The sequence below is a fragment of the Burkholderia sp. Bp8963 genome (assembly GCF_003854275.1).
Taxonomy (GTDB): Bacteria; Pseudomonadota; Gammaproteobacteria; order Burkholderiales; family Burkholderiaceae; genus Burkholderia.
The window spans coordinates 44,232-57,542 of record NZ_QTQP01000024.1; the positions used below are offsets into that span (position 1 = coordinate 44,232).

Annotated in this window: 11 protein-coding genes; 8 read left to right on the plus strand and 3 right to left on the minus strand. The window is 67.7% G+C overall.

Annotated features, from left to right (window positions below; translation table 11 throughout):
• Positions 1 to 80 precede the first annotated feature (80 nt).
• Complete coding sequence (glnE, locus tag DID96_RS20670; protein WP_124601127.1) at positions 81 to 2,885, plus strand: bifunctional [glutamate--ammonia ligase]-adenylyl-L-tyrosine phosphorylase/[glutamate--ammonia-ligase] adenylyltransferase; 2,805 nt, start codon at positions 81 to 83, stop codon at positions 2,883 to 2,885.
• Positions 2,886 to 3,023: 138 nt separating this feature from the next.
• Here the strand turns inward: glnE and recN are convergent, their stop codons facing one another.
• On the minus strand, positions 3,024 to 4,673 hold the full coding sequence (gene recN, locus DID96_RS20675; protein ID WP_124601128.1) for a DNA repair protein RecN: 1,650 nt from the start codon (positions 4,671 to 4,673) through the stop codon (positions 3,024 to 3,026).
• 19 nt (positions 4,674 to 4,692) lie between these two features.
• On the minus strand, positions 4,693 to 5,601 hold the full coding sequence (locus DID96_RS20680; protein WP_124601129.1) for an NAD kinase: 909 nt from the start codon (positions 5,599 to 5,601) through the stop codon (positions 4,693 to 4,695).
• 127 nt (positions 5,602 to 5,728) lie between these two features.
• On the opposite strand from DID96_RS20680, the gene hrcA reads away from it, so the two are divergent.
• The 3 genes from hrcA (at position 5,729) to DID96_RS20695 (ending at position 8,383) form a co-directional block, all read left to right on the plus strand.
• Complete coding sequence (hrcA, locus tag DID96_RS20685; RefSeq protein ID WP_124601130.1) at positions 5,729 to 6,751, plus strand: heat-inducible transcriptional repressor HrcA; 1,023 nt, start codon at positions 5,729 to 5,731, stop codon at positions 6,749 to 6,751.
• A gap of 155 nt (positions 6,752 to 6,906) precedes the next feature.
• Positions 6,907 to 7,971: a ferrochelatase gene (gene hemH / locus DID96_RS20690; RefSeq protein ID WP_124601131.1), complete on the plus strand. Its 1,065-nt coding sequence runs from the start codon at positions 6,907 to 6,909 to the stop codon at positions 7,969 to 7,971.
• A gap of 4 nt (positions 7,972 to 7,975) precedes the next feature.
• The gene (locus DID96_RS20695; RefSeq protein WP_124601132.1) at positions 7,976 to 8,383 is read left to right on the plus strand and encodes an RNA-binding S4 domain-containing protein; all 408 of its coding nucleotides are present in this window, start codon (positions 7,976 to 7,978) and stop codon (positions 8,381 to 8,383) included.
• Here the strand turns inward: DID96_RS20695 and DID96_RS38380 are convergent.
• Positions 8,355 to 8,516, minus strand: coding sequence for a hypothetical protein (locus DID96_RS38380; RefSeq protein WP_185732313.1), 162 nt, complete (start codon positions 8,514 to 8,516; stop codon positions 8,355 to 8,357). The genes DID96_RS20695 and DID96_RS38380 overlap by 29 nt on opposite strands.
• A 353-nt stretch (positions 8,517 to 8,869) precedes the next feature.
• On the opposite strand from DID96_RS38380, the gene grpE reads away from it, so the two are divergent.
• The 4 genes from grpE to dnaJ all read left to right on the plus strand — a co-directional run bounded on the left by grpE (position 8,870) and on the right by dnaJ (position 13,311).
• Positions 8,870 to 9,415 (plus strand): nucleotide exchange factor GrpE, encoded by a 546-nt coding sequence (gene grpE, locus DID96_RS20705; RefSeq protein WP_124601134.1) that lies wholly within the window; start codon positions 8,870 to 8,872, stop codon positions 9,413 to 9,415.
• Positions 9,416 to 9,425: 10 nt separating this feature from the next.
• The gene (locus tag DID96_RS20710; protein ID WP_124601135.1) at positions 9,426 to 9,827 is read left to right on the plus strand and encodes a thioredoxin family protein; all 402 of its coding nucleotides are present in this window, start codon (positions 9,426 to 9,428) and stop codon (positions 9,825 to 9,827) included.
• Positions 9,828 to 9,973: 146 nt separating this feature from the next.
• Positions 9,974 to 11,923: a molecular chaperone DnaK gene (dnaK, locus tag DID96_RS20715; RefSeq protein WP_124601136.1), complete on the plus strand. Its 1,950-nt coding sequence runs from the start codon at positions 9,974 to 9,976 to the stop codon at positions 11,921 to 11,923.
• A 254-nt stretch (positions 11,924 to 12,177) separates the two neighbouring features.
• Positions 12,178 to 13,311, plus strand: coding sequence for a molecular chaperone DnaJ (dnaJ, locus tag DID96_RS20720; RefSeq protein WP_124601137.1), 1,134 nt, complete (start codon positions 12,178 to 12,180; stop codon positions 13,309 to 13,311).

A 13,311-nucleotide genomic window follows, 5' to 3' on the forward strand; every position in this document is an offset into this window, starting at 1 on the left:
AAATGTATCACACGGGTTCGTGCCGGCGGCCGTTGCGGCGGTGCGGCACGGACAGACCCTTCTGCAAGGCCCGCTTCCCGATGACCGACGCTTCAGCCCTGATCAGCACGTCCTATTCCCATTACGTCGCACGCGCGGTCGCCGCGCGCCCCACGCTCGCAGGGCAGATCGCCGCGTGGGCGGCCGCGCCGCTCGCCCGCGCGCAGCTCGACGCGCGGCTCACCGAACTGCTCGCGCTGCCCGCGGGCGTCGCGGCGCCGACCGAAGACCAGTTCAGGAAAGCGCTCCGGCAACTGCGCGCCGAGGTGATCGGCGCGGTCGCCGAGCGCGATCTGCGCGGGCTTGCCGACGTCGCCGAGGTCACGGGCGCGATGACCGATCTCGCCGAGGTCGCCGTGCAGCGCGCGCTCGCGCTGTTGTCGGCCGAGCTCGAGGCGCTGTACGGCGAGCCGCGCGGCGCCGATGGCCAGCGCGTCGTGCTCGGCGTGGTCGGGATGGGCAAGCTCGGCGGGCGCGAGCTGAACGTGTCGTCCGACATCGACCTGATCTTCGTCTACGAGGATGACGGCGAGACGGCGGGCGGCGCCCGCGCGGCGCTGTCGACGCAGGAATACTTCACGCGGCTCGGCCGGCGCCTGATCGGCGTGCTGTCGGAAGTGACGGCCGACGGCTACGTGTTCCGCGTCGACATGCGGCTGCGCCCGAACGGGGATTCCGGGCCGCTCGTCTGCAGCCTCGGGATGCTAGAGGAATACTTCTACGTGCAGGGGCGCGAGTGGGAGCGCTACGCGTGGATCAAGGGCCGGCTCGTGTCCGAAGGGCAGAGCGACGCCGCGCAGCGGCTCGAGACGCAGCTCGACGCGATCGTCAAGCCGTTCGTCTACCGGCGTTATCTCGATTTCGGCGTGATCGGCGCGATCCGTTCGCTGCATCAGCAGATCCGCCAGGAGGCCGCGCGCCGCGCGTCGATGCGGCCGGACAAGGCCGACGACATCAAGCTCGGGCGTGGCGGGATCCGCGAGATCGAGTTCAGCGCGCAGGTATTCCAGCTGATCCGCGGCGGACAGGACGCCGGGTTCCGCGTGCGGCCGACGCTCGCGGTGCTGCGCCATGCGCACGCGCGCGGGCTGATCGGCGACGACGTAGAGGCGCGGCTGACCGATGCTTACAATTTCCTGCGCACGCTCGAGCACCGGCTGCAATACCGCAACGACGCGCAGACGCACGCGATGCCGGTCGACGCCGGTGAGCGCGCGGCGCTTGCGGCATCGCTCGGCTTTGCCGACTACGCGGCGCTGATGACGGTGCTCGACGGTCATCGCACGTACGTCGAAGCGCAGTTCGACCAGATCTTCGCGGACAAGGTCAACGGCGGGCAAGGTTGCGGCGCGGCGGAGGACAGCGCGGCCGCGTGGATCTGGAGCGGCGCGCTCGCCGACGACGGCGCGGACGACGCGCTGACGGCCCGCCTGGACAGCCTCGGTTTTCGCGATCCGGAGGCCGTGCTCGCGCGGTTGCGCGCGGTCTGGCAGTCGTCGCGCTACACGGGCCTGCCGGAAAAGAGCCGGCAGCGCTTCGACACCGTCGCGCAGCGCGCGCTCGAGGCGGCGCCGCGGATCGACGCCGCGCATCGCGACGACACGATCGTGCGGCTCTTCGATCTGCTCGAGACGGTCAGCCGGCGCGGCGTCTACCTCGCGCTCTTGACCGAATATCCGGCCGCGCTCGACCGCGTGCTGTCGGTGCTCGGCGCAACGCGCTGGGGCGGCGGCTACCTGATCCGGCATCCGCAGCTGCTCGACGAGCTGCTCGACGACGAGGCGATCGCGAGCCCGTTCGACTGGCCGGCGTTCAAGCACGCGCTGCGCGCGCGCCTCGCCGCGGCCGACGGCCCCGAGCAGCAGATGGACCTGCTGCGCCACGCGCAGCACGCGGAGGTGTTCCGCATCCTGCTGATCGACCTCGCGGGGCAACTGTCGGTCGAGCACGTCAGCGACCGGCTGTCGGAGCTCGCCGACGCAGTGCTCGACGTGACGATCGAGGTCGTCTGGTCGCAGCTCGCGAAACGCCACTGCGACGTGCCGAAATTCGCGGTGATCGCCTACGGCAAGCTGGGCGGCAAGGAGCTTGGCTACGCGTCGGATCTCGACCTGATCTTCCTGTACGACGACCCGGACGACCGTGCGGCGGACGTCTACACGACCTTCACCCGCCGGCTGATCACGTGGCTGACGACCGCCACCGGCGCCGGCGCGCTGTTCGACATCGACCTGCGGCTGCGGCCGAACGGCGAAGCCGGGCTGCTCGTCACCGATCTCGACGCGTTCCGCCGCTACCAGCTGCGCGAGGGCGATGCCGCGAACACAGCGTGGGTCTGGGAGCACCAGGCGCTGACGCGGGCGCGCTACAGCGCGGGCGACGCGCAGATCGGCGCGGCGTTCGAGACAATCCGCCAGCAGGTGCTGACGACGCCGCGCGACGCAGCCGTGCTCGCGACGGAAATCGTCGGCATGCGCGACAAGGTGTTTGCCGGCCATCCGAACCACACCGAGCTGTTCGACCTGAAGCACGACCGGGGCGGGATGGTGGACATCGAGTTCATCGTCCAGTTCTGGGTGCTGCTGCACGCGTCGCGCGATCCGGAGCTGATCCGAAATACGGGCAACATCGCGCTGCTGCGCGAGGTCGCGCGCTTCGGGTTGATGAGCGAGGCGGAAGCCGAACGCGTCGGCGCCGCGTATCGCACGTACCGGAAGCTGCAGCACAAGCTGCGGCTCGACGGGATGGAGAAGGCGCGGGTCGATCCGGCGCTCGTCGCCGACGAGCGGGCGGCGGTGACGGCGCTTTGGGAGCGGGTGTTCGGGGCGGTTGAAACGGGCGTTTGAACGCGGGCGGAATCGGGACGGGAGTCGGGCAGGGCTATGCCCGGAGCCACCGTCCGTGGCGGACGCTCGTGCCACCGCCCGTGGTCGACGTCGGTAGCCGACGCCCGAAACACCGGCCGCTTGCGCCGCGGCGGCCGGTCAGGCCGCCAGCATTTCCTTCGCGTGCTTGCGCGTCGTCGCGGTGATCTCGAGGCCGCCGAGCATTCGCGCGACTTCCTCGATGCGGCTCACCTTGTCGAGCGGGACGACCGTCGACACGGTGCCGCCGTTGTGGTCCGCCCCCTTGGCGACCTGGTAGTGCTGGTCGCCGCGCGCCGCAACCTGCGGCAGATGGGTCACGCACAGCACCTGCCGGTCGCGGCCGAGCTGATGCAGCAGGCGGCCGACCACCTCGGCAACGCCGCCGCCGATTCCCGTATCGACTTCGTCGAAGATCAGCGTCGGCGTCGGGCTCGCGGCGCTCGCAATGACCGCGAGCGCGAGGCTGATCCGCGCGAGCTCGCCGCCCGACGCGACCTTCGCGAGCGGCCGCAGCGGCACGCCCGGGTGACCGGCGACGCGGAACTCGACCTGCTCGAGCCCGTGCGGGCCGCCGTCGGCGAGCGGGACGAGCGCGACGTCGAAGCTGCCGCCCGCCATCGACAGCTCCTGCATGCCGGCCGTGACGGCCGTGCCGAGCGCCTTGGCGGCCTGCGTGCGGGCCTTCGACAGGCGCTTCGCGTCGGTGACATACGCGTCCCAGGCCTTGGCCTGCGCGGCTTCCAGTGCGCCGAGGTCGGCGGCCGCATCGAGCGCGGCCAGCTGCGCGCGCCGCGCCGCGTGCTCTTCGTGCAGCGTATCGGGCGGCAGGCGGAACTTGCGGGCGGTCGAATGCAGCGCGTCGAGACGCGTTTCGACCTGCGCGAGGCGGTCCGGGTCGAGGTCGAGACGCTGCGCGTAGTGCGACAGCGAATAGACGGCTTCCTGCAACTGGATTTCGGCCGGCTCGAGCGACGCGAGCGCATCGCCGAGCGCCGGATCGTAGTCGGCGAGGCTGCGCAGCTTCGACACGATCGCGCCGAGCTGCGCGAGCATCGCGTCGTCGGCTTCGGACAGCGCGTTGAGCGCGCCCCGCACGCCATCGATCAGGTTCGCCGAATGCGACAGGCGCTTGTGTTCGTTGCTGACCTCGTCCCACTCGCCGGGCTGCGGCGCGAGCTTGTCGAGCTCGGCGAGCTGCCACGCGAGTTTCTCGCGTTCGAGCTGCAGCTCGCGCTCGTGCGCCTTCGCCGCGTCGATCGCCTGGGTTGCGTCGCGCCACACGCGCCATGCGCGCGCGACGTTCGCGGCATCGGCGACGAGCCCCGCGTGCGTGTCGAACAGCTCACGCTGCGCGTCCGGCCGCATCAGCAACTGGTGCGCGTGCTGGCCGTGGATGTCGACGAGCATCTCGCCGACCTCGCGCAGCTGCGCGAGCGTCGCGCTCGTGCCGTTGATGAATGCGCGCGAACGGCCGTTCGCGTCGATGACGCGCCGCAGCATCACGACGTCTTCAGTGTCGAACGCGTGCTCGTCGAGCCAGCGCGCGACGCGGTCGTGCGGCGTGAATTCGGCGGTGATGTCGGCGCGGCTGCAGCCGGCGCGCACGACGCTCGCGTCGGCGCGCTCGCCGAGGGCCAGCGCGAGCGCGTCGATCAGGATCGATTTGCCGGCGCCGGTTTCGCCGGAAAAGACGGTAAAGCCGCTGTCGAATTCGAGGTCGAGCGCGGCGACGATGACGAAGTCGCGGATCGAGAGGTGGCGGAGCATGGTATCGGGCGGTTGTGCGTCAGGACGCCGTGTCGTCGTCTTCTTCGGTCGATGCGTGTTCGTTCCAGTGCAGCTTCTTGCGCAGCGTCGCGTAATAGCTGTAGCCGATCGGGTGCAGGAACGGCACCGTGTGCTTCGAGCGGCGCACCTCGATCGTGTCGTTCAGCTCGAGCGCGGTGAACGACTGCATGTCGAAGTTCACGTTGACGTCGCGGCCGCTGACGATCTGGATCGCAATCTTCGTGTCGTCCGGCAGCACGATCGGCCGGTTCGACAGCGCGTGCGGCGCGATCGGCACGAGCACGATGCCCTGGAGCTGCGGGTGCAGGATCGGCCCCGCCGACGACAGCGCATACGCGGTCGAGCCGGTCGGCGTCGCGACGATCAGGCCGTCCGAGCGCTGGTTGTACATGAACCGGCCGTCGACCGACGCGCGCAGCTCGACCATCCCGGAGACGCCGCTGCGGTTCACGACGACGTCGTTGAACGCGAGCGCGTGGTAGATCGGCTCGCCGTCGCGGACGATCCGCGCCTCGAGCAGCGACCGTTCCTCGCGTTCGAACTTGCCGGCCAGCATCACGGGGACGCGCGCCTGCATGTCGGCCGCCGCGATATCCGTGATGAAGCCGAGCCGCCCGTGGTTGATCCCGATCAGCGGCGTCTTGTACGGCGCGAGCTGCCGGCCGATGCCGAGCATCGTGCCGTCGCCGCCGAGCACGACCGCCACATCGGCGCGTGCCCCGATTTCGGCCGGGGTGAGCGCCGGGTAGCCGGCGATGCCGATCTCGCGCGCAGTGTCGGCTTCGAATACGACCTCGAAACCCTGCTTCGCGATACAGGCGGCCAGCGTCGCGAGCGGCTCGGCGATGCCGGGCGTGTTGCTCCGGCCGACGAGCGCGACAGTATGGAACTGATTACCGGTTTTCATGGCGGCATTACACCATAGCTCGTTGACGAAAAGAACCGTTTGCGGCCGCGGGCGCCGCGTCCGGCCCGTTTGCTTGGCCGGCGCGGCCACTCGCCGCAGTCGCGCGGTTGCGCTAAAATTTTCCACCATGCTAGATCCTCGCGCACGAACCCTCCTGAAAACCCTGATCGAACGGTATATCGCCGACGGTCAGCCGGTCGGATCGCGCACGTTGTCCCGTTATTCCGGGCTCGAGCTGAGCCCGGCGACGATCCGCAACGTGATGTCCGACCTGGAGGAGCTCGGCCTCGTCTCGAGCCCGCACACGTCGGCTGGCCGCGTGCCGACGCCGCGCGGCTATCGGCTGTTCGTCGACACGATGCTGACGGTCGACGCGCCGATCGACGCCGACGCGGTCACCCGCCAGGTGCAGACCACGCTGCAGGCCGGCGAGCCTCAGCAGAGGGTGGTCGCGGCCGCGGCGAGCGTGCTGTCGAACCTGTCGCAGTTCGCCGGCGTCGTGCTGACGCCGCGCCGCAGCCACGTGTTCAAGCAGATCGAGTTCATGCGCCTGTCTGACAAGCGCATCCTGCTGATCATCGTCACCCCCGAGGGTGACGTGCAGAACCGGATGCTCGCGACCCCGCGCGACTATTCGCCGTCGCAGCTGACCGAGGCATCGAACTACATCAACGCGCATTTCGCCGGACTGTCGTTCGACGAGGTGCGCCGCCGCCTGCGCGACGAGATCGACCAGCTGCGCGGCGACATGACCGCGCTGATGCACGCGGCCGTGACCGCGAGCACCGAGGTGCCGGACACCGAAGACACCGTGCTGATCTCCGGGGAGCGCAACCTGCTCGAGGTCGCGGACCTGTCGTCCGACATGGCGCGGCTGCGCAAGCTGTTCGACGTGTTCGACCACAAGACCGGCCTCCTGCAATTGCTCGACGTGTCGAGCCACGCCCAGGGCGTGCAGATCTTCATCGGCGGCGAATCGACGCTCGTGCCGATCGAGGAAATGAGCGTCGTCACCGCGCCTTACGAGGTGAACGGCAAGATTGTCGGCACGCTTGGCGTGATCGGTCCGACCCGCATGGCGTACAACCGGGTGATCCCGATCGTCGACATCACCGCGCGGCTGCTGTCGCTCACGCTCAGCCAGCAATAACCAGCCTTGACCAGCCTTAAGCGGCAAAGGCCCGTCCCACCATCGTGCCGCGGCGCGCCGCGCGCCGCAATCGGCCGAACGGCCAGTCACCCCGTTCAAGACGGCCCGCTATAATTGAAAGCCGTCCGGTTCCGTGCCCCGAGCACGTACTTTTTATGCGCTTCGATCTTGAGCCGCCATCGAGCGTCGCGGCCGCCCATCGCATCGCGGTGCTGCTGATCAATCTCGGCACGCCTGACGCACCGACGCCGCGCGCGGTCCGGCGCTATCTCGCCGAATTCCTGTCCGATCCCCGCGTCGTCGAAATCCCGCAGGCGATCTGGCAGGTTCTGCTGCGCACGCTCATCCTGCCGCTGCGCGGCCGCGCGTCCGCGAAAAAGTACGCGGCCGTCTGGATGCCCGAGGGCTCGCCGCTGCGCGTGCACACCGAGCGCCAGGTCGAAGGCGTGCGGCACCTGCTCGCGTCGAACAGCTATCACGTGCTCGTCGACTACGCGATGCGCTACGGCAGCCCGAACCTCCCGCAGGTGCTCACGCAGTTGAAGCGCGCGGGCGTCGAGCGGGTGCTGCTGATGCCGATGTATCCGCAATACTCGGCATCGACGACCGCGACGGCGTTCGACGCCGCCTTCGACGCGCTCGCGCGCATGCGCAACCAGCCGGAAATCCGCACGGTGCGCCATTACGCGGACCATCCGGCGTATATCCACGCGCTCGCCGAGCAGGTGCGCCAGTATTGGGCGCAGCATGGCCGGCCCGATTTCGCGGCCGGCGACAAGCTCGTGCTGAGCTTCCACGGCGTGCCGAAGCGCACGCTCGACCTCGGCGATCCCTATCACGATCAGTGCCAGCAGACGGCCGCGCTCCTGATGACGGCACTCGGGCTGTCGACGATCGAGTGCCGCGTGACCTTCCAGTCGCGTTTCGGCAAGGCCGAATGGCTGCAGCCGTACACCGCGCCGACGCTGCGCGAGCTCGGCGAGGCCGGCGTGCGGCGCGCGGACGTGTTCTGTCCGGGCTTTACGGCCGACTGTCTCGAGACGATCGAGGAAATCGGGATGGAGGTGCGCGACGAATTCATCGCCGGCGGCGGCAAGGCGTTCCATCGCATTCCGTGCCTGAACGGCGCGCATGCATGGATCGGCGCGCTGGGCGAGATCGTCGCGGAAAATCTGCAGGGCTGGCCGGTCAAGGCGGCGCAGCCGGAAACGGTAGGCTGAAGCGATGAATTACAGGATTTCCACCGAACCGGGCGCGAAGCTGCGCATCGACAAGTGGCTGTGGGCCGCACGGTTCTTCAAGACGCGCTCGCTCGCGGCCGACGCGGTCGAAAAGGGCCGGGTCCGGATCGGCGGCGCGCCGGTGAAGCCGGCCAAGGAAGTGCGGGTCGGCGACGAGGTCGAGATTGCGATCGAGGGCATCGTCTGGCACATTGCCGTGCTGGGCGTATGCGACGTGCGCGGGCCGGCGAGCGTCGCGCAGACCCTTTATGTGGAGACGGAAACCAGCCGGGCCGCGCGGCTCGCCGAGCAGGAGCGGCGCCGGACGTACCGCGAGCCGGCTGCCGAACTGCACGGCCGGCCGACGAAACGCGACCGCCGCATCATCGACAGATTTTCTGGTGGGGACTGAACATCTGGTCAAGCGTCGCCTGCACGCTTCCGTATTCGGTCGTGCGGTCGGTGACCGCCCCGGACAGGCAGATGGTGGTGGTGCCGGCAATGAGTACCAGCGCGACCACCGATATGGCAAAGGTCAGTTTCACGGTACTCCCCTCGAGAAGACGGGTGAAAACGGCGCCAGGTGGATGTCAGGCGGCGGACAGTTCAGGGTAAACGAGCTTCACCGACGCCTGAGATGCAGTGTAGTGCAGCCCCCGGAGGCCAGCCAGTACTTGCCAGGTAAGCGTTGTTACAGGCCGTTTCGCCCGATTGGCGGGGCGTGCGGGCGGTGCACCGGCAGGCGGCGCGGTTGTTTCGCGGCGATGGCGAATCCACGCGAATAACCCTCTTGAAAATGCTGTTTTCGCTCCTATCTGCACCACGAATGAGCGGTGCCGCCGGGCTTTCGTCCGACGGTTGCCGATTTGGCTTCAACCTCTAATCGACTTTCAGCGACATGGAAAACACGCAAGAGAACCCGGCTACCCAATCGGCCGAAGACAACGGTAGCGAGACGCAGGCAGCGCAAGGCGCCGCGCCGGCAGCCGTCGCCGCCGAAGCGGCGCTCGCCGAGGCTCAAGCCAAGGTCGCCGAGCTGCAGGAAAGCTTCCTGCGGGCGAAGGCCGAAACCGAGAACGTGCGCCGCCGTGCGCAGGACGACGTCGCAAAGGCGCACAAGTTCGCGATCGAAAGCTTCGCCGAGCATCTGCTGCCGGTGCTGGACAGCCTTGAGGCGGCGGTCGGCGACACCTCCGGCGATCTCGCGAAGGTGCGCGAAGGCGTCGAGCTGACGCTGCGCCAGCTGACGAACGCGCTCGAGAAGGGCCGCGTCGTCGCGATCAACCCGGTCGGCGAGAAATTCGATCCGCATCAGCACCAGGCGATCTCGATGGTGCCGGCCGACCAGGAACCGAACACGGTGGTCGCCGTGCTGCAGAAGGGCTACACGATTGCCGACCGCGTGCTGCGTCCGGCGCTCGTGACGGTCGCGCAACCGAAGTAAGGCCGCTGCAATGGCCGTCGCCGGCGTCGATCCGGCCGCATTTGACGCGTTCGGCATGCAGGCGCTGTCGGCCGACACGTTCGACGCCGGTCTCGCGAGCGCGGGCGACGCGCTCGCCGTCGTGTTCTTCTGGGGCGTCGACTGCTTTAACTGCGAAATGGCGAAGAAGGCGATGCTCGCCCAGCCGGATGCGATCCGCGCGCTCGAGCTGAAGTGGTTCCATATCAACGTGTATGAACACCACGCGCTGGGGCGCCGCTTCGGGCTGCACGGCGTGCCGACATGGTTCTTCTTCCATCGCGGCAAGCGGCTTGGCCGGGCGACCGGCTGGCACGGCCTCGCGCAGTTCCAGGCGGCCGTGGCGGCCGCGCGGGCGAAGATCGTGGCGATCGGCGACCCGGCGGTCGATTGAAAAAATTTAATAGCCGCATCGCTTGTCGGGTCTTGAAAACGGTGCGGCCGGACGCATTTCGGGAACAGAGTTGAATTCGGCGCGCGAAACGGCCGCAAAATGGCGGGTTTCGCGCAGCAATCAAGGATTTCTGGAGATTAGGAAAAATGGGAAAGATCATCGGTATTGACCTCGGCACCACGAACTCGTGCGTCGCGATCATGGAAGGCAACCAGGTCAAGGTCATCGAGAACTCGGAAGGCGCCCGTACGACGCCGTCGATCATTGCCTACATGGACGACAACGAAGTGCTCGTTGGCGCGCCCGCCAAGCGTCAGTCGGTGACGAACCCGAAGAACACGCTGTTCGCGGTCAAGCGCCTGATCGGCCGCCGCTTCGAAGAGAAGGAAGTGCAGAAGGACATCGGCCTGATGCCGTACTCGATCATCAAGGCGGACAACGGCGACGCATGGGTTCAAGCGCACGGCGAGAAGCTCGCGCCGCCGCAAGTGTCGGCCGAAGTGCTGCGCAAGATGAAGAAGACGGCCGAAGACTACCTCGGCGAGCCGGTCACGGAAGCCGTGATCACGGTGCCGGCCTACTTCAACGACAGCCAGCGTCAGGCAACCAAGGATGCGGGCCGCATCGCGGGCCTCGAAGTCAAGCGGATCATCAACGAGCCGACCGCAGCCGCGCTCGCGTTCGGCCTCGACAAGGCCGAGAAGGGCGACCGCAAGATCGCCGTGTATGACCTCGGCGGCGGCACGTTCGACGTGTCGATCATCGAGATCGCGGACGTCGACGGCGAAATGCAGTTCGAAGTGCTGTCGACCAACGGCGACACGTTCCTCGGCGGCGAGGACTTCGACCAGCGCATCATCGATTACATCATCGGCGAGTTCAAGAAGGAGCAGGGCGTCGACCTGTCGAAGGACGTGCTCGCGCTGCAGCGCCTGAAGGAAGCCGCTGAAAAGGCGAAGATCGAGCTGTCGTCGAGCCAGCAGACCGAAATCAACCTGCCGTACATCACGGCCGACGCATCGGGTCCGAAGCACCTGAACCTGAAGATCACCCGCGCGAAGCTGGAAGCGCTGGTCGAGGATCTGGTCGAGCGCACGATCGAGCCGTGCCGTATCGCGATCAAGGATGCGGGCGTCAAGGTGTCGGACATCGACGACGTGATCCTGGTCGGCGGCCAGACGCGCATGCCGAAGGTGCTGGAGAAGGTGAAGGAATTCTTCGGCAAGGATCCGCGCCGTGACGTGAACCCGGACGAAGCCGTCGCAGTCGGCGCGGCGATCCAGGGCCAGGTGCTGTCGGGCGACCGCAAGGACGTGCTGCTGCTCGACGTGACCCCGCTGTCGCTCGGCATCGAGACGCTCGGCGGCGTGATGACGAAGATGATCAACAAGAACACGACGATCCCGACGAAGCACGCGCAGGTGTACTCGACCGCGGACGACAACCAGGGCGCCGTGACGATCAAGGTGTTCCAGGGCGAGCGCGAAATGGCGGCCGGCAACAAGCTGCTCGGCGAGTTCAACCTGGAAGGCATCCCGCCGGCACCGCGCGGCGTGCCGCAGATCGAAGTGACCTTCGACATCGACGCGAACGGCATCCTGCACGTCGGCGCGAAGGACAAGGCGACCGGCAAGGAAAACAAGATCACGATCAAGGCCAACTCGGGCCTGTCCGAGTCGGAAATCGACCAGATGATCAAGGACGCGGAAGCGAACGCGGCGGAAGACCACAAGCTGCGTGAGCTGGCCGATTCGCGCAACCAGGGCGACGCGCTCGTGCACAGCACGAAGAAGGCGCTGACCGAGTATGGCGACAAGCTGGACGCGGGCGAGAAGGAGAAGATCGAGGCCGCGCTGAAGGAGCTCGAGGAAGTCCTGAAGAGCACCGCGAGCGACAAGGCCGCGATCGATGCGAAGGTCGAAGCCGTGGCGACGGCCTCGCAGAAGCTCGGCGAGAAGATGTACGCGGACATGCAGGCCCAGCAGGCCGGCGCGGCCGGTGCGGCGGGCGCAGCGGAAGGCGCGGCCCACGCCGGTGCGCAGCAGGCTGCGGACGACGTCGTCGACGCCGAGTTCAAGGAAGTGAAGAAGGACTGAGCCGGGTTGCAACAGCACCGCACGCCGCGCGCGAGCCGCGCGCGGCACGGCTGAAGCGGTCTGTCTTTCCTTCCGGATGGCCGGATCGACTCTACGCCTGGCGGGCTTCGCGGCCCTCCGGGCACATTTGTTTTTTGGCGGGCGCTGCGCACGCCGTCCCCGGACGGCGCGCCGCAACGCCAGACGAGTCGCGAGACTTTACTGCAGGCGAAAGGAGCCGTTGCGTGCATCAGGCGTGACGGCAGTGAATCGATATGGCGAAACGGGATTACTACGAGGTTCTGGGCGTCGCGAAGAACGCGAGCGACGACGAAATCAAGAAGGCATATCGCAAGCTTGCGATGAAGTATCACCCTGACCGCAATCCGGACAACAAGGATGCGGAAGAGCATTTCAAGGAGGCGAAGGAAGCCTACGAAATGCTGTCGGACGGCCAGAAGCGCGCGGCGTACGACCAGTACGGCCACGCGGGCGTCGATCCGAACATGGGCGGTGCGGGTGCACAGGGCTTCGGCGGTTTTGCCGATGCGTTCGGCGACATCTTCGGCGACATCTTCGGCCAGGCGGCGGCGGGTGGCCGCGGCGGCCGGGGCGGTCCGCAGGTGTATCGCGGCGCGGACCTGCGTTACAGCATGGAAATCACGCTCGAGCAGGCCGCGCACGGCTACGACACGCAGATTCGCGTGCCGAGCTGGGTGTCGTGCGAGATCTGCCACGGTTCGGGCGCGAAGCCGGGCACCAAGCCCGAGACCTGCCCGACCTGTCACGGCCAGGGCACGGTGCGGATGTCGCAGGGCTTCTTCAGCATCCAGCAGACCTGCCCGAAGTGTCACGGCAGCGGCACCTACATTCCCGAGCCGTGCGCGCACTGCCACGGGTCGGGCAAGGTGAAGGAAACCAAGACGCTCGAAGTGAAGATCCCGGCCGGGATCGACGACGGCATGCGGATCCGTTCGGCCGGCAACGGCGAGCCGGGCATCAACGGCGGGCCGCCGGGCGACCTGTACGTCGAGATCCACATCAAGCCGCACGCGGTGTTCGAGCGCGACGGCGACGACCTGCATTGCCAGATGCCGATCCCGTTCACGACCGCCGCGCTCGGCGGCGAGATCGAGGTACCGACGCTGGCCGGCCGCGCGACCTTCCCGGTGCCGGAAGGCACGCAGTCGGGCAAGACGTTCCGCCTGCGCGGCAAGGGCATCAAGGGCCTGCGCGCGAGCATCGCCGGCGATCTGTACGTGCACGTGCAGGTCGAGACGCCGGTGAAGCTGACCGACCCTCAGCGCGACCTGCTCAAGCAGTTCGAGAAGTCGCTGGCAGAAGGCGGCGCGCGTCACAGCCCGCAGAGCAAGAGCTGGTTCGACCGGGTGAAGAGCTTCTTCGAGTAA

Excerpts from the sequence above, each read along its gene's own strand:
- glnE (WP_124601127.1), top strand. The coding sequence starts at position 81 with ATGACCGACGCTTCAGCCCTGATCAGCACGTCCTATTCCCATTACGTC.
- recN (WP_124601128.1), bottom strand. The coding sequence starts at position 4,673 with ATGCTCCGCCACCTCTCGATCCGCGACTTCGTCATCGTCGCCGCGCTC.
- DID96_RS20680 (WP_124601129.1), bottom strand. The coding sequence starts at position 5,601 with ATGAAAACCGGTAATCAGTTCCATACTGTCGCGCTCGTCGGCCGGAGC.
- hrcA (WP_124601130.1), top strand. The coding sequence starts at position 5,729 with ATGCTAGATCCTCGCGCACGAACCCTCCTGAAAACCCTGATCGAACGG.
- hemH (WP_124601131.1), top strand. The coding sequence starts at position 6,907 with ATGCGCTTCGATCTTGAGCCGCCATCGAGCGTCGCGGCCGCCCATCGC.
- DID96_RS20695 (WP_124601132.1), top strand. The coding sequence starts at position 7,976 with ATGAATTACAGGATTTCCACCGAACCGGGCGCGAAGCTGCGCATCGAC.
- grpE (WP_124601134.1), top strand. The coding sequence starts at position 8,870 with ATGGAAAACACGCAAGAGAACCCGGCTACCCAATCGGCCGAAGACAAC.
- DID96_RS20710 (WP_124601135.1), top strand. The coding sequence starts at position 9,426 with ATGGCCGTCGCCGGCGTCGATCCGGCCGCATTTGACGCGTTCGGCATG.
- dnaK (WP_124601136.1), top strand. The coding sequence starts at position 9,974 with ATGGGAAAGATCATCGGTATTGACCTCGGCACCACGAACTCGTGCGTC.
- dnaJ (WP_124601137.1), top strand. The coding sequence starts at position 12,178 with ATGGCGAAACGGGATTACTACGAGGTTCTGGGCGTCGCGAAGAACGCG.